At 48.7% G+C, this 24414-nt stretch carries 21 protein-coding genes and 1 pseudogene; 5 read left to right on the top strand and 17 right to left on the bottom strand.

The genetic code is table 11. The features are described from left to right. Positions 1 to 4 precede the first annotated feature (4 nt). The 5 genes from fabI to GJB61_RS21370 form a co-directional block, all read right to left on the bottom strand. On the bottom strand, positions 5 to 775 hold the full coding sequence (gene fabI, locus GJB61_RS21390; RefSeq protein WP_154121063.1) for an enoyl-ACP reductase FabI: 771 nt from the start codon (positions 773 to 775) through the stop codon (positions 5 to 7). A 138-nt stretch (positions 776 to 913) separates the two neighbouring features. Beyond that, positions 914 to 1921 (bottom strand): UV DNA damage repair endonuclease UvsE, encoded by a 1008-nt coding sequence (uvsE, locus tag GJB61_RS21385; protein ID WP_154121062.1) that lies wholly within the window; start codon positions 1919 to 1921, stop codon positions 914 to 916. Then, positions 1918 to 2235, bottom strand: coding sequence for a hypothetical protein (locus GJB61_RS21380; RefSeq protein ID WP_154121061.1), 318 nt, complete (start codon positions 2233 to 2235; stop codon positions 1918 to 1920). The genes uvsE and GJB61_RS21380 overlap by 4 nt, the downstream gene beginning before the upstream one ends. 32 nt (positions 2236 to 2267) lie before the next feature. Continuing rightward, a complete protein-coding gene (locus GJB61_RS21375; RefSeq protein ID WP_154121060.1) occupies positions 2268 to 3359 on the bottom strand; it encodes a D-alanine--D-alanine ligase in 1092 nt (363 codons plus the stop codon). Between the two features lie 19 nt (positions 3360 to 3378). After that, complete coding sequence (locus tag GJB61_RS21370) at positions 3379 to 4404, bottom strand: amidase domain-containing protein (protein WP_154121059.1); 1026 nt, start codon at positions 4402 to 4404, stop codon at positions 3379 to 3381. Positions 4405 to 4609: 205 nt separating this feature from the next. Between GJB61_RS21370 and acnA the strand changes: the two genes are divergently transcribed. Continuing rightward, a complete protein-coding gene (gene acnA, locus GJB61_RS21365) occupies positions 4610 to 7354 on the top strand; it encodes an aconitate hydratase AcnA (RefSeq protein ID WP_154121058.1) in 2745 nt (914 codons plus the stop codon). Positions 7355 to 7522: 168 nt separating this feature from the next. Here the strand turns inward: acnA and GJB61_RS31310 are convergent, their stop codons facing one another. Continuing rightward, positions 7523 to 9310: a cellulase family glycosylhydrolase gene (locus GJB61_RS31310; protein WP_195724424.1), complete on the bottom strand. Its 1788-nt coding sequence runs from the start codon at positions 9308 to 9310 to the stop codon at positions 7523 to 7525. Between the two features lie 141 nt (positions 9311 to 9451). Next, a complete protein-coding gene (locus tag GJB61_RS21355; RefSeq protein ID WP_154121057.1) occupies positions 9452 to 10195 on the bottom strand; it encodes an IclR family transcriptional regulator in 744 nt (247 codons plus the stop codon). A 245-nt stretch (positions 10196 to 10440) separates the two neighbouring features. Here GJB61_RS21355 and GJB61_RS21350 point away from each other — a divergent pair, with 245 nt between their 5' ends. Together GJB61_RS21350 and GJB61_RS21345 are read left to right on the top strand one after the other, a co-directional pair. Further along, complete coding sequence (locus tag GJB61_RS21350) at positions 10441 to 11469, top strand: alpha/beta hydrolase (protein WP_154121056.1); 1029 nt, start codon at positions 10441 to 10443, stop codon at positions 11467 to 11469. Positions 11470 to 11552: 83 nt separating this feature from the next. Then, complete coding sequence (locus tag GJB61_RS21345; RefSeq protein ID WP_154121055.1) at positions 11553 to 12689, top strand: Fe-Mn family superoxide dismutase; 1137 nt, start codon at positions 11553 to 11555, stop codon at positions 12687 to 12689. Positions 12690 to 12787: 98 nt separating this feature from the next. Here the strand turns inward: GJB61_RS21345 and folE are convergent, their stop codons facing one another. The 5 genes and pseudogenes from folE to GJB61_RS21315 form a co-directional block, all read right to left on the bottom strand. Beyond that, positions 12788 to 13381, bottom strand: coding sequence for a GTP cyclohydrolase I FolE (folE, locus tag GJB61_RS21340; RefSeq protein ID WP_154121054.1), 594 nt, complete (start codon positions 13379 to 13381; stop codon positions 12788 to 12790). Between the two features lie 52 nt (positions 13382 to 13433). Further along, on the bottom strand, positions 13434 to 13694 hold the full coding sequence (locus tag GJB61_RS21335; RefSeq protein WP_229522175.1) for a YneF family protein: 261 nt from the start codon (positions 13692 to 13694) through the stop codon (positions 13434 to 13436). A gap of 104 nt (positions 13695 to 13798) precedes the next feature. Beyond that, positions 13799 to 15554 (bottom strand): annotated as a pseudogene (queG, locus tag GJB61_RS21325) (tRNA epoxyqueuosine(34) reductase QueG). A gap of 41 nt (positions 15555 to 15595) precedes the next feature. Next, on the bottom strand, positions 15596 to 16213 hold the full coding sequence (gene lepB, locus GJB61_RS21320) for a signal peptidase I (protein ID WP_154121052.1): 618 nt from the start codon (positions 16211 to 16213) through the stop codon (positions 15596 to 15598). 183 nt (positions 16214 to 16396) lie between these two features. Continuing rightward, the gene (locus GJB61_RS21315; RefSeq protein ID WP_154121051.1) at positions 16397 to 16816 is read right to left on the bottom strand and encodes a GNAT family N-acetyltransferase; all 420 of its coding nucleotides are present in this window, start codon (positions 16814 to 16816) and stop codon (positions 16397 to 16399) included. Between the two features lie 479 nt (positions 16817 to 17295). Between GJB61_RS21315 and GJB61_RS21310 the strand changes: the two genes are divergently transcribed. Beyond that, the gene (locus GJB61_RS21310) at positions 17296 to 17904 is read left to right on the top strand and encodes a superoxide dismutase (protein ID WP_154121050.1); all 609 of its coding nucleotides are present in this window, start codon (positions 17296 to 17298) and stop codon (positions 17902 to 17904) included. A gap of 159 nt (positions 17905 to 18063) precedes the next feature. Here the strand turns inward: GJB61_RS21310 and mutY are convergent, their stop codons facing one another. Continuing rightward, positions 18064 to 19380: an A/G-specific adenine glycosylase gene (gene mutY / locus GJB61_RS21305; RefSeq protein WP_154121100.1), complete on the bottom strand. Its 1317-nt coding sequence runs from the start codon at positions 19378 to 19380 to the stop codon at positions 18064 to 18066. Positions 19381 to 19428: 48 nt separating this feature from the next. Next, positions 19429 to 19830: a holo-ACP synthase gene (gene acpS, locus GJB61_RS21300; protein ID WP_154121049.1), complete on the bottom strand. Its 402-nt coding sequence runs from the start codon at positions 19828 to 19830 to the stop codon at positions 19429 to 19431. A 419-nt stretch (positions 19831 to 20249) separates the two neighbouring features. On the opposite strand from acpS, the gene GJB61_RS21295 reads away from it, so the two are divergent. Continuing rightward, positions 20250 to 21068 carry an alpha/beta hydrolase family protein gene (locus tag GJB61_RS21295; RefSeq protein ID WP_154121048.1) on the top strand — a complete coding sequence of 273 codons (819 nt, stop codon included), beginning with the start codon at positions 20250 to 20252 and terminating at the stop codon, positions 21066 to 21068. Between the two features lie 92 nt (positions 21069 to 21160). Here the strand turns inward: GJB61_RS21295 and nadE are convergent, their stop codons facing one another. From nadE to GJB61_RS21280, 3 genes are all read right to left on the bottom strand, one after another. Beyond that, positions 21161 to 21970, bottom strand: coding sequence for an ammonia-dependent NAD(+) synthetase (gene nadE / locus GJB61_RS21290; RefSeq protein WP_338116004.1), 810 nt, complete (start codon positions 21968 to 21970; stop codon positions 21161 to 21163). A 117-nt stretch (positions 21971 to 22087) separates the two neighbouring features. Further along, positions 22088 to 22522: a BrxA/BrxB family bacilliredoxin gene (locus GJB61_RS21285; protein WP_154121047.1), complete on the bottom strand. Its 435-nt coding sequence runs from the start codon at positions 22520 to 22522 to the stop codon at positions 22088 to 22090. A 139-nt stretch (positions 22523 to 22661) separates the two neighbouring features. Further along, on the bottom strand, positions 22662 to 24380 hold the full coding sequence (locus GJB61_RS21280; RefSeq protein WP_338116003.1) for a two-component system sensor histidine kinase NtrB: 1719 nt from the start codon (positions 24378 to 24380) through the stop codon (positions 22662 to 22664). Positions 24381 to 24414 lie beyond the last annotated feature (34 nt).

Here is a 24414-nt window from a genome sequence, read left to right as displayed (position 1 = left end):
AACGTTAACCGCCGATGATGTGGTAACCCCCATCGACATAAATCACTTCTCCAGTAATTCCGCGTGACAGATGACTCATCATGAACATGGCCGTATCTCCAACTTCTGCCGTATCCGTGCCCCGCCGCAGCGGTGCTTTTTCCTCCACAATACGGAGAATGGTGTTGAAATCACTAATACCTTTCGCCGACAATGTACGAATGGGACCTGCCGATATTGCATTCACACGAATATTGTCTGGTCCAAGATCACTTGCCAAATAACGAACCGAGGCTTCCAGTGCTGCCTTGGCCACACCCATCACGTTGTAATTACGCAACACACGCTGCGAGCCCATATATGTCATCGTGAGGACCGATCCCCCCTCAGTCATTAGAGTATGCAGACGCTGCGCTACAGCAACCAGTGAATATGCACTGATGTCATTTGCCAGTGCAAAACCAGCACGGGAGGTATCGGCAAAACGTCCTTCCAAATCCTCACTCTTAGCATATGCAATACTATGAACGATACCGTGAAGTACACCGAAATTCTCCTGTAGCTCTACAGCAAGATTGTCAATATCCGCATCCACTGTTACATCACAGGGCAGAATTACCGAGTCTGGAAGAGTCTCTGCCAGCTTACGCACCCGGCTTTCTACCCGTTCGTTCTCATATGTAAATGCAAGGCGTGCTCCTTGTTCAGACAAGCTTTTGGCAATTGCCCAAGCGATACTGCGGTCATTCGCCACGCCCATAACGACGATATTTTTGCCCGTGAGCAATTCTCCCATTTCCCTAACTCCTTATCAAAGTTTCATAGAGCCTAAGCTCCACTCACTCCTCAGTTTCATTCAACGTACCCTATTTCTGGTCACTTATCAAGTAAAGACTGGCCCCGTGTTCTGATCATATCTTCATATTATCCTAGTTTAAGGTTCAATATTAACGCTAGCTCCGTCTAAAAGAGTAATTCCGTTGCCCGCTTGCGCCAGCTCCTTCAGCGCCTCCATTAATTCAAACAATGCTCCGTCCTTCGACTTCGCTTCAATCATAACATCAACCGCAGGAGTAACAGCCGCTATGCGCCTCAGAAAAGCAAGCAAGGGCGCAGGCTCGACCCCATCAGCATGACTCCGTGGCTCAGATGGGCTGCGAGGACTCGAAACGTGAATTTTGGGCGGCAAAAGCTCTCCCGGCAGAACATCCTTCAGCGCCAGTGGAGACTTCCATGTTCGTTGAATGTCAGGCCAGAGCTCCCACGGAAGCTCCCCTTCATTGTTCACCCACTGGTGATGAATATCCAGCACCATCGGCAACCCAAGACTCCGGCTTACAGCCAGCGTCTCCACTGCGTTAAATGTCTTGTCATCATTCTCCAGCGTAATGCGTTCCTGCAGCTCTATTGGCAGATCAGCAAAATGCTCCTGAAACCGTGCCGCTGCCACAGGCTTGTCCCCATATGCACCGCCAATATGAATATTATTCTTAACGGTTGCCGTTAGTCCCATGGCATTCAGCATATCTGTATGGTGCCATAAATCCCGAATTGAGCTTTCCAGCACCTCGGGACGAGGTGTACTAAGGACTGTAAAGTGATCGGGATGAAAAGATACCCGCAGCCCGTGTTTCTTGATATATTGTCCCACTTCGGCAAATTCCTCAACCAACGCCGCAAATGGATTCCAATCCTGCAAATCAGGATGCGTCGCCAGCGGAATCAGCTTGGAGGTGAGACGGTAAACCTTAATCCCTGAAGCAGCATTATGCTTTAACAGGCGCAGCGTATTGTGCAGGTTCATGCGGGCGATGTTCTCCAGACGACGCAGCGCAGCTTCGCGGTCGTCCAACTTCTTGAAAGTGGCCATTGTCATCGTTTTGGATGGAGAGCAGTCCTTGATAACAGTGGACATTGCCACATAACCGAACCGTACAATCATCTCTGTTCCCCAAAAAACATCTCATAAGCCAACGCAGTCTGCACTCTGGACTCTTCTTCATTCAGCTTACGCACCAGGTCCATCTCTACAGCGGTAACCTCATGTCCCTGAAAATTTATTTCGGCGATTGAAGCCGATATCTTAACAATCGCGACGGCAACATTCTCTGGAGTATAGGCAATGACCTTCTCCCCTGTCGGATATACACGGAAACCCTGCTTCACCATTTTGGTGCGTCCATACTCCAACAGCTCGTACAGTTCTTGCTCATTCTTGAACTTGCAGATCGAATTGAATTCCATTTGAAAACCCATCTTTCATCTCTCCTTTCTCGGCCCGTTACACACTATTCGTTATCATACTTCAAGCCTTGTCTGTAATCATATCGCTCCAATGCCAGCTCGATCATACGGTCCAGTAGAGCGCTATAGGATAAACCAGTCTCACGCCACAGCAGCGGATACATACTGTATGGAGTGAAGCCTGGCATCGTATTCACTTCGTTAATCAGAATCTTACCGTCAGACTTGCGCAGGAAGAAGTCTGCCCGTGTAATTCCGCTGCCCTCAATTGCTCGGAAAGCCGCTATAGCTGCATCACGCAAATGGTCAGCAACCTCGGAATCCACAGGTGCCGGAATCAGCATCTGCGATTTGCCATCCGTATATTTTGCAGCATAATCATAATATTCTCCGGAAGAGACGATTTCACCCGGAACGGAGGCCTCAGGCTCATCATTGCCAAGCACACTGACCTCCACCTCACGAGCATCCACGAATTCTTCAATAATTACCTTTGTATCATAACGAAAAGCGAAATCGACAGCCTTGATCAGACTTTCCTTATCATTAGCTTTGGAGATACCTACACTCGAGCCCAGATTGGCCGGTTTCACGAATACCGGATATCCGAGCTTATCCTCTACCCCAACAATAAGCTCATGGCTCTTGCTTTTCCAGGAACTCACATTAAAATAACAGTACTCGCATTGATCCAGACCGGCTTCTGCAAACAGCTTCTTCATCACAACCTTATCCATACCTGCCGACGAGGCAAGAACGCCTGCCCCGATATAAGGGATATTAGCCATTTCGAACAAGCCCTGAATCGTTCCATCTTCCCCATACGTACCGTGCAGCAGCGGGAACATCACATCTATTGTTCTCTCCCCACCGGACAGTCCACTAAAGACCGCGTTCAGAGCAGAACTCATATCCTCAGAAGCACTGGCAAGCTTAAGCAGCTCAATTCCGCTGAAAGGGGCTCCCAGTATCTCCCCTACTTTCCACAGTCCTTGCTTGGAAATATAAAAAGGTACAATTTCGTATTTAGCGTAGTCAAAAGCGTTCATGACTGCAAACGCCGTCTGTAGCGACACCTCGTGCTCTCCGGATTTACCTCCGTATACCAGTCCTACGGTCAATTTTGTGTTTCCCATGCCCTAACCTCTTTCTCTATTATAAATAGTCGTTAATATGAAAAAAACGGTATACCGTTCTGTCGGTCCATGCGTAGGAATCCCGATAATCCCAAAAACGGTGACGGCTGCTAACCGTACGTGCATTGACCAGCGGCAGGCCGCTTGCATCAAAAGCCGTAACGATTGTGCTGTGCTGATAAAGGCCATTGCCATCCCAATCATATTGGATGACATCACCGAGCATCAGCTGATCCGGCCGCTCCATGACTTCAGCGCGCAATCCATGGCTGCGACTCCCGCTCAAATAGCGCTGCAGACTGTCTGAAACTGCCCAACTGAAGCTCCACCATTCCTGTTTTCCATTGAAGCCTTTATACCACCAGCCCGTTTCTCTTTTACCAGTATAGTTGATAGGTGCTCCCCCTGCAAAGAGACATTGGGAGACATAATTGGTGCAGTCCACATCAAAGGTTTCGAACTCGGGGTTGCCATCTTTCCACCAGCGATCAGCATAGGCAGCCGCCTCCTCACGACTGTAACGAACCTCCCTAGAACCCGCAATCCCGCCGAATATATTCTGATTCAGCAAAGGCTGTGAGGGCTGCGGGGCCGGTATAGCCTCGCCCCATTTGGAGAGCCTCCCTGATAGCTCAGCCTGAGCCGGCCGCACAGAGTTCTTTTCAGGTATGGTGCGCTCTACCGCAGCAATCTCCCAGCCATCACCGTCCCGCACAAACGTCAGTCGCTCCGTCTCAATGGTATCCTCACGATGGGTGAGGCCACCTTTTTCATAATAAAGTGCACTATGCAGAGCCACCTCGGCCACTACCTCGGACGGAGTCTGCCGAACAGTTCGCAGCGTCCTTACTCCCGTCTCCCCGCGCAGCGGAGTAATGCCGCGCTCGTTATACCATTCAGCAAGGCGGCGTGAGCGTTCCCCCTGTTCCACCAAAAAGCGCGGATCTTTGACAGCAGCACGACGCGGCTCAGACTTAGGTTCCACCCGTCCCCTGTTTAATTGATCTACATAGACATACAAACTTTGCTTCCATTGTTGCTCCATTATTCTTTCCGCCCCTTCTTCCCCTGTTTGGCTGCTATCCTATGTATATGAAGGAAAGGTTGCAGCTATACAGATAGAATTGAGCAGCCGAAATATGGGTCTCAAAACAGGAAAAAAAACTTTACTACCCTCAATGTAACCGTTATACTTAAATAACATGCAATATGAAATTGAGTTTCAACAGATGAAACAAGGAGGCGCAAATATGCCAAGCAAGGATCATTTTTCGCTGGCCCGCACCCTGGAATCCGGCGGCAAAACTTATCGCTATTTCCATCTACAATCCCTTGAAGAACAAGGGGTGGGCGATATTTCTTCCCTACCATTTTCCATTAAAGTATTACTTGAGGCGGCTGTCCGCCAATACGACGGACGGGCGATTACAGAAGATCATGTGAAACAACTGGCTGGTTGGTCAGGCGGCATTGACCGCAATAAAGAAATTCCGTTTATCCCGGCCCGGATCGTGCTGCAGGATTTCACCGGAGTACCCGTAGTAGTCGATCTGGCAGCTATGCGCGATACCGTTAAAAAAGCAGGCGGCGATCCCAAGAAGATCAATCCCCTCGTACCTGTTGACCTAGTTATTGACCACTCGGTTATGGTTGATGCCTTCGGCACCGCAGATTCTTTGGATTACAATATTAATGTTGAATTTGAACGCAACGAGGAACGCTACCGCTTCCTGCGCTGGGCGCAGACTGCCTTCAACAATTTTCGGGCAGTTCCTCCATCTACAGGTATCGTGCATCAGGTCAATCTGGAGTATTTGGCTTCCGTAGCGACTACTAAGACTACTGATGGCGAAACTGTAGTATATCCCGATTCCCTTGTAGGAACGGATTCCCACACTACGATGATCAACGGTCTTGGTGTTGTAGGCTGGGGCGTAGGCGGCATTGAAGCAGAAGCAGGCATGCTGGGTCAGCCGTTGTATTTTGTCACACCAGATGTGGTGGGGTTCAAACTTACAGGCAGTCTGATTGAAGGCGCTACAGCAACCGATTTGGCACTGACCGTAACGCAAATTCTTCGTAAAAAAGGCGTCGTTGGCAAATTTGTCGAATTCTATGGCCCTGGTCTGTCCAACATCAGTCTGGCTGACCGTGCTACTGTTGCCAACATGGCCCCGGAATACGGAGCTACTATCGGTTTCTTCCCTGTGGATGACGAAACGCTGAATTACTTACGCAGCACTGGACGTCCGGATGAATTGGTGGAGCTAGTAGAAACCTATTACAAAGCACAAAACATGTTCCGCACCTCAGATACTCCGGACCCGCATTTCAGCGATGTCATTGAACTTGATCTAGCGTCTGTCGTTCCGAGTTTGGCCGGACCGAAGCGTCCTCAAGACCGTATCGAGCTCACGCACATGAAAGAGAACTTTGAAGGCATTATCCGTACACCGGTAGACAAGGGCGGTTATGGTCTTAGCGATGAGAAGATCGCTCAGGTTATAGAAGTGGAGCATAAGAACGGAAGCACTAGCAAACTCAGTACTGGTGCAGTCGTTATTGCGGCCATTACGAGCTGTACTAATACCTCCAATCCTAGTGTAATGCTTGGAGCCGGTATATTAGCTAAAAAGGCAGTCGAACGCGGACTGACCAGACCTGGTTATGTTAAGACAAGTCTAACTCCAGGATCGCTGGTCGTTACAGAATATCTGCAGAAAGCAGATCTGCTGAAGCCACTGGAAGCACTGGGATTTTACTTGGCTGGTTATGGCTGCGCTACCTGTATCGGCAACTCCGGCCCGCTGCCGGATGAAGTCAGTCAGGCCATCACGGATAATGATATGACGGTCGCTGCTGTAATTTCCGGTAACCGTAACTTCGAAGGTCGCGTGCATGCTCAGGTTAAAGCGAACTATCTGGCTTCACCGCCGCTTGTTGTCGCTTATGCACTGGCTGGGACAGTCGATATAGATATGCAGACTGAACCTCTCGGATTTGATCCGCAGGGAGAACCTGTCTTCCTGAAAGACATTTGGCCTACCTCGCTTGAGATTCATGAAGCGATTGGTCGCTCTCTGAGTCCAGAGATGTTCCGTCGTAAATATGAGCATGTATTCACCGCTAACGAACGCTGGAATGCCATTCCTGTGCCGGAAGGCGAATTATATGAATGGGATGACAATTCCACATACATCCAGAATCCACCTTTCTTCGAGCACCTGGAAGACGGTCTTGAAGATATTCAGAATATTACGAACGCACGCGTGCTGGCACTCTTAGGCGATTCTGTGACGACTGACCATATCTCACCAGCCGGTAATATCACCTCCTCCGGCCCGGCAGGCGAATATCTGCGCGGACATGGTGTAGAGCGTGCAGATTTCAACTCCTACGGCTCACGCCGTGGTAATCATGAAGTCATGATGCGCGGTACATTTGCGAATATCCGTATTCGCAACGCCGTTGCTCCAGGTACAGAAGGTGGCGTAACGACCTTCCTGCCAAGTGAAGAAGTCATGTCCATCTATGACGCTTCCATGCTGTACCAGTCCGCTGGACAGAACCTAATCGTTATCGCAGGCAAAGAATACGGCACTGGCAGCTCACGTGACTGGGCCGCCAAGGGCACGCTCCTGCTTGGTGTCAAAGCCGTTATAGCTGAGAGCTTCGAACGGATTCACCGCAGCAATCTGGTCGGTATGGGCGTGCTTCCACTGCAATTCCAGGAAGGCCACGGCTGGACCAGCCTGGGACTGACTGGACGTGAGACGTTTGATATTACAGGACTGGACAACTTTGTATTGCCAGGACAGGAACTTACCGTCACCGCTACCCGCGAAGATGGTACGAAGTTCGACTTCCCGGCCATCGCCCGGCTCGATAGCACCGTTGATATTGATTACTACCGCAACGGTGGTATTCTGCAGACTGTACTTCGCCAGATGCTGGCGGATGCCACAGCTACAGAGTCTGCTCTCCCAGTAGAGTAAGCTTCGCATTAAGTGCACTTCAAAGCTGTAAAAGTTAAAAACGAGCCAGTCTTCCGGTTATTGGAGACTGGCTCGTTTTCGTTTTTGATCCGCAGTGGCCTGTGCGAACTCCATATTATAAGGAGCGAACCGAAGTTGATCATTTAACATGAGTCACTGCCTTTTAAGTTACGGCTCAAATCCATAGATCAAGCTGCCTTTGTAATAGGCCGTGATCCGGTCCCAAGGTAGATAAGAATCATGTTGGGCATCAAAGGAGTAATCATTCGCTCGATTATAGGAACTCCAGTCGTTTTTATTAAAACGCAGCTTCATTTCACCCGTTGTCTCACCGGGAAGTAGCTTGCCAGCAGTTGAAGCAAATCCAATCTCTACGTATACATCCGCTCCGTTTCGAGGAGCAGCAAGCGTAACAAATCTTCCGGTGATGTTAGCATTCCCAAGCTTGGCATAATCGACATAAAAGGACTGTTCCAGTATCCCCTCCGCCGTATACCAATAACGCAGCACGAGTTCATTAAGAGATAGGGAAGCTGTCCCTTCGTTAAGCAGCTTCATATTGGCGTGAATAGATTGGGCATCTGTCCCAAGCTCACTGCCTTGATAAAGAAGTGAGACCTTCAACCCTGTGGTATCTCTGTTGCTGGCTCTCGGCAGAGATGTCTTCTGCTGATCTGACGTGACACCACATTCAGCAGGAGTTGCCGTAGGCTGCTGTATTGGAGCTGAACTCACCCGAGCGGTTGGCACAGGCACATTCACCGAGGGTACGGGATTGCTCACCTTCCCGCCAGCTGATGTGGGCTTATACATTATAGGGGCCAGCATTTTCTGTTTAGCCGCATTCCAGGTTGTCCAATCATCCTGCAGCAGACCACCGGTATCTCCACTATTCGGATTCAGCGTCCAGTAGGTCCAATATAGCTTATTGTTGGCAATATACCGAACCAAGGCATTCTGCCACTTTCCTTCAAGGGAAACGGTATCGACTGCCCGTCCACCGAACTCACCGATAAGCACCGGCGCGAGTCCTTGCTTATGAATATACCCCCAGTTGGCATCCCATACTGCGCTCAGATTAGTCGGGAAATTAGCAGCATGGAACCAGGGTTGATCCGACACTCCAGGTCCATAATCATGTGGCGAGTACACGACACGGCCGTCTATCTTAAGCTTAACCGGATAATCGGCAACACCCTTCAGGTTCCCACCCCACCAACTGGAGCTGGTCTGTCCCTTTACATTCTTCTCTACCCCTTCAACCAGAATCAGCCATTTACTGTTGACAACACCAATCGCATTGCCTGCCCGCTGGGCAGCAAGCCGCCAATCCGTGCGGGTATCCCCTGTGCCCCAGCTTGCCTGGCCATGCGGCTCATTATGCAGATCTGCACCAATGACGGTCGAGTTGTCTTTGTAGCGCTTGGCGAGCATCGTCCAGTCCTTAATCCAGCGCTCCTCCGAATAAGCAGCAGTATACCAAAGCTCTGACTGTGCGCCAGAATCCGGGCGGTGTCGATCCAAAATAATCTGTATACCACGCGCTCCCGCCTTCGTGACCAGCTTGTCCATGACCTCAATTGGCTTTAAGCCTTTAAGATCTGGATTCTTGCTGTAATCCACTCCATTTACTACCGAGGTGCTGTTAAACATTTCATTGCTGAAGGGCAACCGAATAAGGTTATACCCCTGCTGCTTGACCTGATCGAGCATGTCATTCATGGAGCGACTCCACAGGCCATGCGGAGCATAGTTTGCGGTCTCGAAACCAAACCAATTAATACCATTAAAAAACGCCTGAGTTCCTCCAGCATCCAGGATGCGGTTCCCAGCTGTATGATAAAACCCTTTTGCACTCGCTGCTGAAGATACTGGTGCCGTGACGCCTCGTACCGTTCCGGCCACCAGAGCAAAAAGAATCACGCTAAGCAAAATTCGATACATGGATCTCTTCATAGAATAAGCCCCCTCATATATGAATTACCCAATATATAAGAAGTCAGCTGTTATTTTTGTAGAAAAAAGAAAACGATCCCGTCTATCTCAGGATCGTTTGAGGTATTCATATGAATAGAATAGATAAGGCATGAGTTACAACTACGGAATCATCATGCCCATTTCACTGGCAGCTTCACCCAGCACTGCAGCGTACTCCACCAGCGTCTCCTGAGAAAGGCGGCTTACTGGACCCGAAAGGGATAAGGCTGCAACTACATTTCCGCTGCGTCCGGTAACAGGAACAGCCACCGCTGCCGCACCGGGTTCGCGTTCCTCAAAGCTGGTCGCATAACCCTGGCGGATAATCTCCTTCAGCTGTGTTCTGTACACTTCTCGTTCGATGGAACTCGGCCAGCCGGGTCCCTCCAGCAGTTCCGCCAGCACTTCCGGTGGAGCATAAGCTGCCAGCACCTTGCTAGAGGCGCCTACCGACAATGGCAGTCGCGCACCGATCTGTGCCACCCGCCGGATCGCCTGCTGACTCTGCACGGCCTGAATGCGCACACGCTCAATGCCATCGCGTAAATAAAGACTAACCGTCTCCCCCAAGCGGTCGCGCAGTCGTTCCATAGCCGGCAGCAGCAAAGCCGCTGACTCGTCAAAGGCAGGCAGATGCATCGACAACTCCCAAATACGGATGCCTAGCCGATATTTCTCCGTTGCTGCATTGCGGATAAGAAAACCTTTCTCCTCCAAAGTAGTCAGCAGACGATGTACAGTACTCTTATGTAGGCCAATCTGTGAAGAAATCTCCGTCAATCCCAAATCACTGTTCCGCGTAAAACAAAGCAATATATCAAGCGCACGGTCCACCGCGCGTACGGTCAGTTTGCGGTCCTCCATAGCAATTCCTCCCTTTGTTTCATCAAATGAAACACGGTTACAATATTATTTATAATTAATTCTATCTTAGTGCAAAACTCTACGCAAAGTCCAGCAGATTCACAGAGTGGAAAGGAATGGGCTGCAGTTTACATTTAGATTACAAAAGGACCTAATTCATTGACTTTGTAAGGGTATAAACATACGATTAAATATATGAATTACTTAGGCTATACTTGATAACTAAACTTTTAGGAGGGGACTTTATGGATCTCGCACCATCCCACACCAGTACACCGGTCTCCCGCCAACCCAAAGAGCAAAAGTCCGGCCTGCCAATACCACCGACACAGCTCTCGCTGCGGACGATCCGCATTAAGCATATTATCGTAGCCTTGCTGTTATCCGTATTTTTCTTTTTTGTATTCTGCTTTATCGCCCTGCATGCCTATATCGCTTGGGTCCTGTCTAACCCTACTGTTGCCCCACTATATTCCAACCCTTCAATGGCCAAGGGTCTACAATATGAGAATGTGACCTTTCCAGCAATTGACGGCAGCCGAACCTTACAGGGATGGTACATTCCAGTAGAAGGAGCTACCAAAACTATCGTCTTCAGCCATGGCTACGGCGCTAACCGTGAGGAAACGTGGGTACCGATGTACGATCTTGCTCACTATGCGCATAGCTTGAACTTCAATGTCGTAATGTTTGATTACGGCTTCGCTTCTCAGACCAATAAGGATATCGCAACCGGTGGCAAAAAAGAATCCAAGCAACTGCTTGGCGCCATTCAGTTCGCTAAGGAACGCGGAGCAAGGCAGATTGTGGTCTGGGGCTTCTCCATGGGTGCGGGCACCGCATTACAGGCAGGACTGGTGACAAAGGACGTCGATGCCATGATTCTGGACAGTACCTTTTTGCTGGAGCCAGATACGCTCTATCACAATATTAAGCATAATATTAACCTGCCCCGTCAGCCTTCCCTAGAGATTATGGAGTTGCTCTTCCCAGTGCTGAACGGTACGGGCTTGAATCAGATTCCTTATTCTAAAGTGAAGAAGGAGGATTATCCTTTCCCGATTCTATTCCTGCACGGTACCTTGGATGAAAAAGCACCTTACCCTATTGCTGAAGAGCTTGCAGCAAACCAGACCAACCCTTACTCCGACTCCTGGATTGTAGAAGGCAGTCATCATGAGTTGCTATTCCGTGAGCATCCACGCGAATACTTGCGGCGCGTTTCCGCTTTTCTTGGCAATGTAGCCTTTGCGAAATCCCAAGAAACGAAATAAAGAACCTCCCAGACCCTTCATAAGCTTCCTCAGCCGTTCATATACTGGACTGTTGAAGACTTATGACGGGAGGTTTGCATGTAATGCTATATGTATACGGGCCGCTGCTGCCAGTGCGTATTCTAGAAGAAATCGTATTCTGGAAGACTCAAGAGAAAGAGCATACCGAGGTAATTAAAGCGCTCGTGCCGAACTTGGAAGAGCCTTATGTAAAGCTGCTAAATGAATGGGCTGTCGTCTTTGGTGCCACAGAGCTAGCGGCTAGAAATTTGCTGGAAGCTGCATTCGCCCCAACACCTATGTCCCACTTAGTACTTATTGCCGAAACCGAGCAATTGCTGCATATTGCCTGTGTTCAATCACGTGAGTTCGTCCGCCAGCTATATGCCTTAATGGAAGGCAGCGTGGCCGTGAATACGCAGCCTTTGGCCGGAGTTGTCATTCTGCATATTATTCGCGAATCAGAATATTTCCTCGCCGTTCTCGAAACGCTTACTAGCCCTGGTCAGCTGTCTAGACTCGCAGGCCCTTACACAGAGAATGATGAACTGCCAGCCAACACATCCACGCTATCCGAAGTTCGCGAGCTGGCCTCCGTACCTATCGGCGGTCATACCTTGCCTCCATTGCCTTATGCTTATAATGCACTCGAACCACATATCGACGAGAAAACGATGAGAATACATCACGACAAGCATCATCAAAGCTATGTAGATGGACTCAATAAGGCAGAGACCAAGCTGGCTGAAGCCCGTAAGAGCGGAGACTTTGACCTCGTTAAACATTGGGAACGGGAGCTCGCCTTTAATGGGGCGGGGCATTATTTGCACACCATCTTCTGGAATGTAATGTCGCCGCAGGGTGGCGGACGTCCAACCGGAGCGTTGCTTGCAGCCATTGAACACAGCTTCGGAAGCTACGACAGCTTTAAGCAGCAGTTTAGTGAAGCGGCAAAAAACATAGAAGGCGGCGGCTGGGCTATACTCGTCTGGAGTCCACGCAGCCATAGACTGGAAATACTTACAGCAGAGAAACATCAGAACCTCTCACAGTGGGATGTTGTTCCTCTGTTGGCCCTCGATGTCTGGGAGCATGCTTACTATCTGAAGCATCAGAATAACCGTGCCGACTATATTAAAGACTGGTGGCAAGTCGTCAATTGGCCGTACGTGGCCGAGCGTTACGCTGCTGGCAGCAAGCTGGTGTGGCAGCCCTACTGATAGGAACACATAAAGTGAGCACATAATGGCTATTTTCAAAATCCGCAGCAAAGAACCCGCCCCTCACTACCTGAGGAGAACGGGTTCTTTGTTATATGCTAATCCTTAATTAAAGTCAGAAATTCCGCTCGAGCAGCGGCATCCTCACGAAAAGTACCTCTAGCTGCCATCGTTACTGTCTTGCTGCCAGGTTTCTTCACTCCGCGAGCACACATGCACAAATGCTCTCCCTCTACAACAACCATAACACCATGGGGGCCAAGCACCTCTGTCATAATATCCGCGATCTGTGCCGTCATCCGCTCCTGCACCTGCAAGCGGCGGCTTACTGCTTCCACGAGCCGGGCCAGCTTGCTAAGTCCGGCGATACGACCACTTGGAATATATCCGATATGCACTTTGCCGAAAAAAGGAGCCATGTGATGTTCACATTGGCTGTAAAAGACAATATCCTTGACGATAACTAGCTCTTCATAGGACTCATCAAAGGTTACGCCGAGCGCCTCGCGGGGATCTATCGAATAACCGCCGAATATCTCCTCATACATCCGCGTGACACGCGCTGGCGTTTCCAGCAGTCCCTCGCGTCCAGTGTCTTCACCGATTAACTCTAATATTTTCTCAACGTGATACTCGATCTGTTCACGGTTCTTCGAAACCTCACCGTTTAAGTATTCCTTGATGTTCCCCATGAAATCTCCCCCTTCCGCACCCGCGTAAACATTCTATCTATAACGGGACCGGTTACTTGCTGCTCTTACGGTTATGTCCTTGTCCTTTACCTGTCGCTGGAGCGTTACCTGCAGGATTCTTGCTCTTCATCATTTGCTGAGCACGCTGCATTTGCTTGCCATTCAGGTTATAACCCATTTGTTTGGCAACCTTTTGCAGCATTTCAGGATCATTCTGCATCGTAGTCATTTGTCTGCGTAAATAATACACACCAATGAAGAATCCACCGATCAGACCCACGACCAACGTAATAATAGGTAATGCAATGTTCATCTAATGTCCACCTCTGTACTCTATTGTCTACAACGCCTTTTTGGCGCGCGAATCTATCATAGCATTTCAAGAACTGGACAGCAATTGTGAAAAATTCACACCGCTTAGAAGAGATACGCTCCATCTGCATTTCCCGTAGCATGCTCAGCTTCAAACTGCAGCAGACGGCTTTTGATCGCTAAACCTCCGGCATAGCCAATCAAGGAACCACTTGCACCGATCACTCGGTGGCAGGGCACGATTATAGGTACTGGATTGCGGTTGTTCGCACCCCCGACGGCACGCACAGCTTTGGGGTTGCCTATCAATAGGGCTATATCTTTATAGGATGCCGCTTCTCCATAAGAAATGGTGCACAGGGCTTCCCATACCTGCAGTTGAAATGCCGTCCCTCGCAGATCTAGTGGAAGCTCGAAGCTCTGCAACCTTCCGGCAAAATAATCTTCAAGCTGCCCTTTGGCTACCGCAAGTCGCTCCTCATCGGCACATAACTCGGCAGAGCCATACCGGGCCTTAACCCACTTCTTAATGTCCTCCTGCGTGTCTATAAACGCACCAAATTCCAGCAAACATAGACCCATATCTGTTGAACAAAGCGTGAGTGGTCCGATCAAGGATGCTAGTTCACTATAATATACGACCGTTACAATGTTACTCTCCGCCAAGATGTTCATCTTCTTGTTTCCTCCCGCTGAGCAGCTTGTCCTGTGCCCGGTGCAGCATTTGCTGAACTGTAAGGTCTTCCTCTCCCGAAAGTGCCATCTCCACCGCTGACAGAGCCTCCTCGCCACCAATGCGGCCCAGTGCCCAAGCTGCGGTACCACGCATCTCCGGGCGAGGCTCCTGCAGCAGAATTTCCGTCAGCTTCGGTACAGCGCCAGCCTCCTTGAAATTGCCTAACGCGATAATAGCATTGCGCTGCATCGGCTTCTTGCCTCTCCAGGCAGCTGAGCTGCTGCCGAACTTCTCCTTGAACTCACGGTTGCTTAGCTCCAGTATCGGCAGCAAGAGCGGCTTAACAATCTCAGGATCAGGCAATAGCTGGGGACGGTGATCCCAGTTCTTCCCGCGGTTATGCGGACAGACAATCTGGCAGGTATCACAGCCGTATAACCGGTTGCCGATTTTGGTCATGTGGTCCTCACTTAGGAAGCCTTTGGTCTGTGTAAGATAAGAAATACAAACCTGTGCGTTAAGCTGTCCCGGACCCACCAATGCTCCGGTAGGACAGGCATCAATACATTTCGTACAGTCCCCACAACCTTCCTGGACAGGCACATCCGGAGGAAAGGGGATATTCGTCACCATCTCGCCAAGATAGATCCATGAGCCCCATTTGGGAGAAATAATGGCACAGTTTTTGGCGCTAAAACCAATCCCCGCTCGTTCAGCTACTGCCCGGTCCACCAATACACCTGTATCAACCATACTCTCCAGTACGGCATCCGGTACCCGCTCGCGGATAAAGCTCTCTAGTTTAGCCAGCGCCTCACGCAGTACATGATGATAATCTCTTCCCCAAGAGGCACGGGCTAAGATCCCTCTACGGGCACCTGGTTCAGATTTGGGGGGATTCTGCATTTTGGATGGATAAGCTACGGCAATGGCAATAATGGACATGGGCTCGCCGGATTTCAGCGCAGGAATCGTCCGTCTATCCAAATCAGGTTCCTCGAAGCCGGACTCATACCCTTGATCCCGGTGTTCCTGCAGGATGTTCTTCAAATATAAAAAGGGCTCTGCCGTAGCAAAGCCAATATCATCAATGCCTAGCGACGACGCAGCCTCTTTAATTTCAGCTTTGAGGTTAGCCCACTTTGAAGGCGGGAGTGCATAGGTTGACTGAGAATCATTGTTCATTCCGCCTTCTCCTTTTCATATAGTATCAATAGGCTCTTCGCCTACAGTGCCTTCAGTTTGGACAATGGCCACCAAATATAATCCGCTCTGCCCACAATACTGTCTCTTGGAACGAAACCGAAATAACGGCTGTCCTTACTAGCTCCGGCATGTCGGTTATCACCCATCACAAAATAACTCCCCTTCTCTACGGTCAGCGTAGCAAAATCAGGGTCCTGAATCTCGGTATCGATATAAGACTCGTCAACTACTGTGCCGTTAACGTATAGTTTGTGTTTCTGTACCCCAACACTATCGCCTGGTATACCCACGATTCGTTTCACCAAATATTCCTTCTGGTCCAGGCCTGTACTTGGATCATGTAGAACAATGACATCCCCCCGTTTCGGGCTCGTGAACGTCAGCGTGATTTTATTAATAAACAGTCTTTCGCCTTCCTGCAAGGTTGGCTGCATGGATTGGCCTATGACCGTTGATAGATTGAACACAAAAATATTGAGCAACGACATCACTGCAAAAACAGCGACAGCAATAAGTAGCCAATCCTTCATGCCCATGAACCATCTCTGCCCTCGTGCGATTCTGGAGGCTTTGTGCAGGTCAGATCTGTGCTTCTGCTTGCGGCTTCGCATGAATGGTTCTTCAAGCTCCTGACTCATATGCCACCCTCTTGCTCTCTTGTTAAATGAATTAGTCCTATAACAATAGAAAAGCATATCTCCCAGCCATTTGCAACGGACTTGGGATGATATGCTTCAGTATAATGGAACAGACTATTCAGTCGCTATAGTTCTCTACTCAGTAAAATGTTTCCGCTTACGCAGTACCGATATCCAAATAAATTATCCGACAATGCTAAGCTTACGTACCGATTTAAAAAGTTGATCTTCATCATAACCCATAGCTTCATACAGCGGTAATGCAAAAGAATTATGCTCATCGACGGCTACAAAAATACCACTGACCTTGCGCGTTTGAAACCTATTCTCCATGGCCGATACAAGACTTCTACCGACTCCTCTGCGGCGATAATCGGGATGAACGGCAATACGGAAATAACAGCCGTGGTTCTTCTCGATCGTGCCGATTAGCACACCGACAATCTCTCCTTCATCTTCAGCAACTACAATGAGATCTGAATCCCATGAAAGCTGCCTGGAGAAAGGCTCGATAGTGTTCTCGAAACATTCTTCCGAAAGTGCGGTCTGCAGCAATTCAGTTACAGGACTAACGTCGCTTAATTGAAAGGAACGTACGTGCATTCTTTAAAGTCTCCCTTTTCTATGGCTTATAATTTTACAAAAAGAAGGAGTTCCCATAACACTGTAGAGACGTAAAAAGCATCAAAAAACGAGGAATACCTGCTTTTAAATCTATTAAAGCATACTTTTCTCGTGATATCATCACTTTTCTTTTGTAAGCGCTTGATATGAAGCGTTTACATTAGATTCCGTCACAATATTTCTTTAATAAGGAAACATTTCGGGTATAAACCTTTGCATCCTATGGAATTCTATAATGTTAACACAGCTTTTACAAATGAGAAGATCATTTTGACAAAAAAGACTTTATAAACACTTTAGTTTGTTTAATGTTGCATTATTGTTCCAGATACGGTTTAATAATAGTAACCTATCGGATACATATCCCATAGCAAATATCGGAAATAAGGGATTTTGACGTTCAACTGGCCAAAATTCTTTATATAAACAATTCTATTAATCTCAGGAGGGATTTTTCCATGGCATTTCAATTACCGGCACTTCCGTATCCGAACAACGCTCTCGAACCGCACATCGACGCATTGACGATGGAGATTCATCACGACAGACACCATAACGCATATGTGACGAACCTGAACGCCGCTTTGGAAAAGGCACCCGAATTGCAAGACAAAAGCATCGACGAACTGCTTACTGACCTGAATGCTGTACCGGAAGCTATCCGTACCGCTGTTCGCAACAACGGTGGTGGGCATGCTAACCATACCCTATTCTGGGAAGTTATTGGACCTAACGGCGGCGGCGCACCTACTGACGCATTGGCTGCAGCTATTGACAGTGAGCTTGGTGGCTTTGACAAGTTCAAGGAAGCTTTCGCAACTGCAGCAACTACCCGCTTCGGCAGCGGCTGGGCTTGGCTGACTGTTAAAGACGGTAAATTAGCCGTTACCAGCACACCTAATCAAGATAATCCAATTAGCGAAGGCGCTACTCCGATTCTCGGACTTGATGTATGGGAGCACGCTTACTATCTGAACTATCAGAACAAACGTCCTGAATATATCAAAGCATTCTGGAATGTAGTGAACTGGGAAGAAGTCGGCAAACGCTACGAAAGCTCTAAATAAGTAGTTACGTCTTCGCCTTACTAACGTACGGCATCCCATTTATTGTGTGAGGATATAAATAATGGAAGGTATCTCGGCAGCCGGAAGGGGCTAAAGAGATACCTTCTATTTGTGTTACGAGTCTAAGAACGGTGTGAAACCTATTAATAGGCTGAATAGTTACTGTGGTTTACCTTCGAGTTCAGCAAAATATAAATTTAGCAGCTTCAGAAACACGTTCGGAAAAGCATAATTGGCCATGTCCTCACGGTTAATCCAGCGGATGGCACCACTATCTTCCGGGCTCTCATTCCCGTCCGCAAACAACTCCACCGGAGTGCCGTCGAGGAATACTCCGGATTCGGGGTACAGGGAATCCTCACCCTGTATCCCTGCCTGTACCGCTGTATTAGCAGCGCCTGCGTGCTGATACGGAACCCGTCCTTCTGCAGCCAGCGGCTGCGGAAGGACCGCCTCTTCCCTGCAGCGGTACACCTGCAGGGTCCACACAATATGGCTGAATGTATGCTCCGCAGCCATCCAGTGTTCTTCCGGCCGGGCAGACAGCCCGGCCGTCCGCAAGGACCGGCGCAGCCGGTCTAGCGCTGCGGCCTCTGGCAGCCGCGCGCTTGGCGCGGCGCCTTCCGCAGGCGGCGCCGGCCAGTGCGGCAGCTCCCACATGCGGGCTAACAGCCCGCTCGCTGGCCGCTGCCGGATGAGCACTCGGCCCGCGTGGGCACCGCGGCCCTCGATCAGAGCCGCAAGCCGCTCCTCCGGGCGCGGCGGCTTGGCCTTGGTCTTGACGGGCAGCGAAGTCTCGCAGCCCGCCAGTCGTGCGGCGCAGTGCTCCATCACCGGGCAAGGAAGACAGCGCGGTGATTTCGGTGTACATACAAGCGCGCCAAGCTCCATCAGCGCCTGATTGAAATGCATGGCCTCCCCCTCCGGGATCAGCTCGGCCGCCAGATACTCCATCTTCACACGAGTAGGCCCTTTGGCGATATCATCCTCAAGCAGGAAGTAGCGTGAGAGCACCCGCATCACATTGCCATCTACAGCTGGCTCCGGCCTGTTAAAGGCGATACTGAGAATAGCTCCTGCAGTGTAAGGGCCAACTCCCTTGAGGCTGAATACCGCATCCCTGTCATTGGGGACCTGACCCCCATGTAGCTCTTTGACCTGCTTCGCCGCATGCTGCAAATTACGGGCCCGGGAATAATAGCCGAGCCCCTCCCAGCATTTAAGCACGTCCTCCTCCGGTGCATCAGCGAGCGCCTCAACGGTCGGGAAACGCTCAATAAACCGATTGAAATAAGGGATCACTGTGTCTACTCGAGTCTGCTGCAGCATAATTTCAGAGATCCAGATATAATATGGATTGCGGTGGCGGCGCCAAGGCAAATCCCGTTTCTGCCCCTGATACCACTCCAATAAATTACGGCTGAAAAATAACTTCACTTGCTGCTGTTCTTGCTCATCCTGCTCTTGCTGTGTCATCATTATTCTCCTTGCCCCTTTATATTCGCCCCAAATTTCCATTTATACTTATATTGAAGCAACCTGCTCCACCACAGCAAAAGCTGAGGCTAGATCGCGGCCATGTGTTATCGTTAAATGAATGGTGTACTCTCGGCCCTCCGGCATATTCAGCCGCTCCCAAGCCGCTTCCAGCAGAACTACCTCTGGCTTGCCCAGCTTATCCGGTAAGATCTCGATGTCATGAAAGCCCACAGACCTACCGATTCCACAGCCCAGGGCCTTAACAACCGCTTCCTTAGCCGCAAAACGTCCGGCCACGAATTCTGCTTGTTTTCCGTTCCGGCGTTCGGCAAGCTGATGCTCTCTCGCTGTCAGTACACGCCTGATAAATTTAACACCCAGACCTCTATTCATTAACTTTGCTATTCGCTCAATCTCCAGCACATCATGCCCGATTCCATAAATCAAAACTCCACGCTCCTTATGACCATGTATCCTTTACTATCTCAATAATGATATGATTATACAAAGATTGTTCAAACTCTGCTATCTGCACTCATATTCATATCCATAAATCGGCAAATTCAGATATAATAAAAACCAAAAGTTACGGATGCCCGACCTTTACCAAAACTCGGGTCACTTTATTTATTTAACAGCATTTAATGCTGCTAAATCGCTGGATTCACCCTTCATTCTCCAATTGTTGTGTGATTCAATTTAGCAGCAGAAATGCATGTTAACTACTATGCTAGTCGTGTTGAATGCTTTCTGCTATCTTAAAAGAAAACGCAATGGAAGTCTATTCACGCGTCCTCAAGGACGAAAGATTTTGCACCACTAAGCTTCATTTCTCCGAGATATTTTATGAAAGGGGATCGATCCCTATGAGTCGAAACTTTGAAATACCAGCAGGAGATGAAGCTGTTCTGCGGTGTTCGCATTTCCCAGCCCAAACTGAGGCCAAGAGTCTCATTGTCATTGCACACGGTTACAAGGGTTTCAAAGATTGGGGGATGTTCCCTTACGCAGCAGAAGCGCTCAGCCGCGAGCATGAGGTCATTACGTTCAACTTCTCGCATGCCGGAATCGGCGAGGATCTGCAGAATTTCACCGAGTTGGAGAAATTCGCCCGCAACACCTACCATCGTGAACTTAAAGATATGAAGATCCTGCTCTCCTACCTTAGCCAGCATCATAAATTTGGCAGCCTGCCGTTATTCCTACTAGGACATAGCCGGGGCGGCGGAGACTGTCTGCTCTACGCACTTGATCATCCTGGGGAGATCACCGGGGTGATTACTTGGAACGGTGTTACCAATCTTGACCTATTCACTGAGGAACAGAAGCAGGAGATGAAGGAAAAGGGACGGACCTATGTTCTTAACGGCCGCACCGGTCAACAAATGCCGCTGGATGCTATTATTATTGAGGATTTGGAACAACAACAGGAACGCTATAATATTCTGGAGCGGATGAAGACCTCCGTCTTCCCTGTTGTCCTAATTCAAGGAAGTCAGGACGGTGAGCGGCTACGGCAGGGGTCAGAGCTGTTAACCCATATCCGGCCTGATATTAGCTGGATTCAAATTCCGGGTGGCAATCATACCTTCGGCACCGTTCATCCTTTTGCCGGACCTACCCCACAATTGGAGCAGGCTATTAAGACAACCGGAGAGTTCATCAGTCAGACTCTTTCTAAATAAAGTTCAGAACAACCTCAACACAACCACAAACCGCCGCAATAATCTGCATCTAAACACAGATTATGCGGCGGTTTGTTTGTTCTGAACAAGCTCTAAATACCGGGTATTACATTGCGCTTGTGCGCCGTTCTGCGGTAAAAGCTTTCCAGCTTCTCAGCTACCTCAGGACTGACCTGCTTGCCCTCCAGATAGTCACTGTTATCATCATAGGTAATGCCAAGCTCAATTTCATCCGTCTGTCCTGGCCATAGTCCAGCTGTTGGAGCCTTTGTGACAATATCTGCCGGCACTCCAAGATAAGCAGCCAATTGGCGGACTTGACGTTTATTGAGAGAGGTTAAAGGCGTAATATCTACAGCACCATCGCCCCATTTGGTGTAGAAGCCCGTAATTGCCTCAGAAGCATGATCCGTCCCTACAACGAGCAGGTTATTCTCAAAAGAGAGCGCGTACTGCATAACCATCCGTGTTCTCGCCTTAATATTCCCTTTGCCTTGATGCGTCATATGACGGTGCTGGCCGAGGACTTTCAGTCCTTGCTCGACCTCAAGTGCCATTTCATTGACGGCTTCCTCGATATTTGTCTCTACCTTATGGGTTAATCCAAAAGCTGTGGCTACAGCATAGCTATGCTCGATATCCTCCTGTACACCATAGGGCTGAAATACGCCAAGCGTAATATATTCTTTGCCCTCCTGTGCTGACAGCTCGTCCGTAGCCCGTTTGCACAGACCCGCTGCTACCGCGCTGTCCACACCTCCACTAATGGCGATCAAAAGTCCCTTTGCACCTGCCTGCAATACATATGCCTTTAAGAAATCGACTCTCTTTTGTACCTCTGCCTCAACATTAATGGTTGGCTTCACCCCAAGGGCAGCAATAATCTCTTCTTGCAAACTCACAAACTACACCCCGTTTCATCAGTCTGATTCATATGAAATATTATATCCTATACTAAGAAAAAAATCTCGCCCACAACCGGACTAGCGGCTGCTGCGAGATTATATGAAATACAGTTGTTACTGGCAGATACGATTGAATACATCCTTCAGCTCAGCAGCAATTTCAATAGCTGAACGATCCTCAATTCCATGACGCTCGATAAAATGCACGAGTTCTCCATCCTTCATCAATGCGATCGAAGGCGAAGACGGTGGATAAGGTGCAAAGAATTCACGTGCTTTAGCCGTAGCTTCTTTCTCTTGACCTGCAAATACCGTGAACAAATGATCCGGTGTAATTTCATTCTGCAGAGCCTGGGCAACACCTGGGCGACACTGGCCTGCAGCACAACCGCAGACGGAATTGACAACAACAAGCGAAATCCCTTTAGCGTTAGGAAGAGCGGCTTCTACCTCTTCTGGAGTCTTGAGCTCCTGAAACCCGATGCTTGTCAGATCATCACGCATTGGCTGAACCGAATCCTTCATATATTGATTAAACGGGATGGACATTTTTCTGCACTCTCCTTTACACTTTTGATAAATAACATTACAGCAGACTTACTAACTTTATTATACATGCATACTCTGTGAAAGCAAGAGTAGCGGCAGGAGCCCCCCAAGGTGTCTTAAACCGGTGGCTCCATCCTGATCACTCCACAACGATGAACTCAACCGCCTCCTCCTCATAGGGGAAGGACACGGTGAATGTTGTTCCCACTCCTTCTTCTGATTCGACGATAATCGTTCCGTTATGCCGCTCAACAATACTAAGGCACAATGATAATCCAAGGCCAGTTCCTTGATTTTTAGTTGTGAAAAAAGGCACAAACAATTTCTTGCGTTGGACTTCCGATATCCCGCTCCCCGTATCCCTAACCATTAACTCTACTTTATCAAGCGTTCTGCGCGTTTCCAGGGTCAACACACCCTTAGCCCCCATCGCCTCCATACCATTTCGCCCCAGGTTAAGGATCAACTGCTTAATTTCCCTTACGTTTAAATGCAATCGTGGCAGTGAAGGATCCAGGTGTACTTCGACACTTTGACCGCGAAGATTAGCGTCAGCCCATAGCAGTGGACTTAGCTCTTCTATAATATGATCTAAAAGCACTTTTTCCTTAACCGAAATACGGCTCTGTGCCAAAGAAAGAAAATCATTAATAATGCTGTTAGCCCGGTCCAGCTCCTCCATGACGATCTGGTAATACGAGTTCATCTCGTCCGGACTCTTCTCCCTCATCAGTTGCAGAAATCCGCGTACAACCGCCATTGGATTCCGGATTTCATGAGTAATACCAGCAGCCATCTGTCCAACCAAGGTCAGGCGTTCCACATTATCCAGCTCGCTACGCATTTTCTCCTCTTCCGTTATATCTTGAACAATCACCACAACCCCACTCGGCAGACCGGTGATCCGCTGCGGCAAAGGTGCCATAGAAATATGATAGGTTCGTGCTTCATGGGTCATTTTTTCACTGCAGCTTTGGTTGTTACTTACGTAATTACCCAGCCGTTCACATACTTGCTCATGAACTCCCTTACTAAGAAATTTCCCAGCCGGCTGGCCCAATAGAGCCTCTCTTGTCAGATGTGGAAAATGATTATGGATCAGTTTCAGCATAAATTCATTAAGTCCGGTTACTATTCCATGTTCATCCAGTGACATAATGCTAAGTGGCATAACATTGGTAATCTGCTGCAGCTTTTCGGACTCCCATTTGAAATTTTCGGAGCTGCTTTCCATCTGTTCCTTGATCTGTAGTCTATCCCAAGCCGTTTCAATAAAATAAATAAAGAATCCTCCTAAAGCGATGGTAAGGAACAGATATACAATGAGTAAGAGCTTATCTTCAGAGTATGTCTCATAGATATCCTCCCCGCTCAGAATGGGCACGAGCGAAATAAAAAGCATGCTTGGGAACAGGACCATCCAGAGCATGCCAATCTTTTCAATAACCGTACCCTTCTTAAAAGGTCTTGCTAATCCAAACAACAGAGGATACAACAAAATTCCTGTATTCAGTATCATGTTGCTTAACCCTGAAGGCTCAGAGAATAATACATTACACAACAGAAAAAAAACAGACAAACTTAAACCTGAACGATAGTTGCCATATAATATACCAATATATGCTGGCAAGATCGCCAAGTTTAAATAGACAATACCAAGTAAAGTCGTCGACAGCATAGAGCAAAGCGTGATGCTCAGTGCACAGCCGATTAACAAAAAGGTTTGGTCATCCGGGAACCTGCGGTTTCTGCGGGTCATTTGGCCCTGATCCAACCACCATTGAAAAACAAATAGAAAGGAGCACGCTGCCGAAATTTGCAATAAAGTATCCTTAACCGCACCAATAATTGCAATCACACCCCAAATTGGACAAATTACCCTTTATTCTTTG

The sequence above is a fragment of the Paenibacillus monticola genome, assembly GCF_009664975.1.
Lineage (GTDB): Bacteria > Bacillota > Bacilli > Paenibacillales > Paenibacillaceae > Paenibacillus_AQ > Paenibacillus_AQ monticola.
The sequence above is the reverse complement of the archived record's forward strand: the minus strand, read 5'-3'. Positions and strand labels throughout refer to the sequence as shown.

What these genes read in the sequence shown, in the direction of transcription:
- fabI (WP_154121063.1), bottom strand. Translation starts at nt 775, where the DNA reads ATGGGAGAATTGCTCACGGGCAAAAATATCGTCGTTATGGGCGTGGCG.
- uvsE (WP_154121062.1), bottom strand. Translation starts at nt 1,921, where the DNA reads ATGATTGTACGGTTCGGTTATGTGGCAATGTCCACTGTTATCAAGGAC.
- GJB61_RS21380 (WP_154121061.1), bottom strand. Translation starts at nt 2,235, where the DNA reads ATGGGTTTTCAAATGGAATTCAATTCGATCTGCAAGTTCAAGAATGAG.
- GJB61_RS21375 (WP_154121060.1), bottom strand. Translation starts at nt 3,359, where the DNA reads ATGGGAAACACAAAATTGACCGTAGGACTGGTATACGGAGGTAAATCC.
- GJB61_RS21370 (WP_154121059.1), bottom strand. Translation starts at nt 4,404, where the DNA reads ATGGAGCAACAATGGAAGCAAAGTTTGTATGTCTATGTAGATCAATTA.
- acnA (WP_154121058.1), top strand. Translation starts at nt 4,610, where the DNA reads ATGCCAAGCAAGGATCATTTTTCGCTGGCCCGCACCCTGGAATCCGGC.
- GJB61_RS31310 (WP_195724424.1), bottom strand. Translation starts at nt 9,310, where the DNA reads ATGAAGAGATCCATGTATCGAATTTTGCTTAGCGTGATTCTTTTTGCT.
- GJB61_RS21355 (WP_154121057.1), bottom strand. Translation starts at nt 10,195, where the DNA reads ATGGAGGACCGCAAACTGACCGTACGCGCGGTGGACCGTGCGCTTGAT.
- GJB61_RS21350 (WP_154121056.1), top strand. Translation starts at nt 10,441, where the DNA reads ATGGATCTCGCACCATCCCACACCAGTACACCGGTCTCCCGCCAACCC.
- GJB61_RS21345 (WP_154121055.1), top strand. Translation starts at nt 11,553, where the DNA reads ATGCTATATGTATACGGGCCGCTGCTGCCAGTGCGTATTCTAGAAGAA.
- folE (WP_154121054.1), bottom strand. Translation starts at nt 13,381, where the DNA reads ATGGGGAACATCAAGGAATACTTAAACGGTGAGGTTTCGAAGAACCGT.
- GJB61_RS21335 (WP_229522175.1), bottom strand. Translation starts at nt 13,694, where the DNA reads ATGAACATTGCATTACCTATTATTACGTTGGTCGTGGGTCTGATCGGT.
- lepB (WP_154121052.1), bottom strand. Translation starts at nt 16,213, where the DNA reads ATGAGTCAGGAGCTTGAAGAACCATTCATGCGAAGCCGCAAGCAGAAG.
- GJB61_RS21315 (WP_154121051.1), bottom strand. Translation starts at nt 16,816, where the DNA reads ATGCACGTACGTTCCTTTCAATTAAGCGACGTTAGTCCTGTAACTGAA.
- GJB61_RS21310 (WP_154121050.1), top strand. Translation starts at nt 17,296, where the DNA reads ATGGCATTTCAATTACCGGCACTTCCGTATCCGAACAACGCTCTCGAA.
- mutY (WP_154121100.1), bottom strand. Translation starts at nt 19,380, where the DNA reads ATGACACAGCAAGAGCAGGATGAGCAAGAACAGCAGCAAGTGAAGTTA.
- GJB61_RS21295 (WP_154121048.1), top strand. Translation starts at nt 20,250, where the DNA reads ATGAGTCGAAACTTTGAAATACCAGCAGGAGATGAAGCTGTTCTGCGG.
- GJB61_RS21285 (WP_154121047.1), bottom strand. Translation starts at nt 22,522, where the DNA reads ATGTCCATCCCGTTTAATCAATATATGAAGGATTCGGTTCAGCCAATG.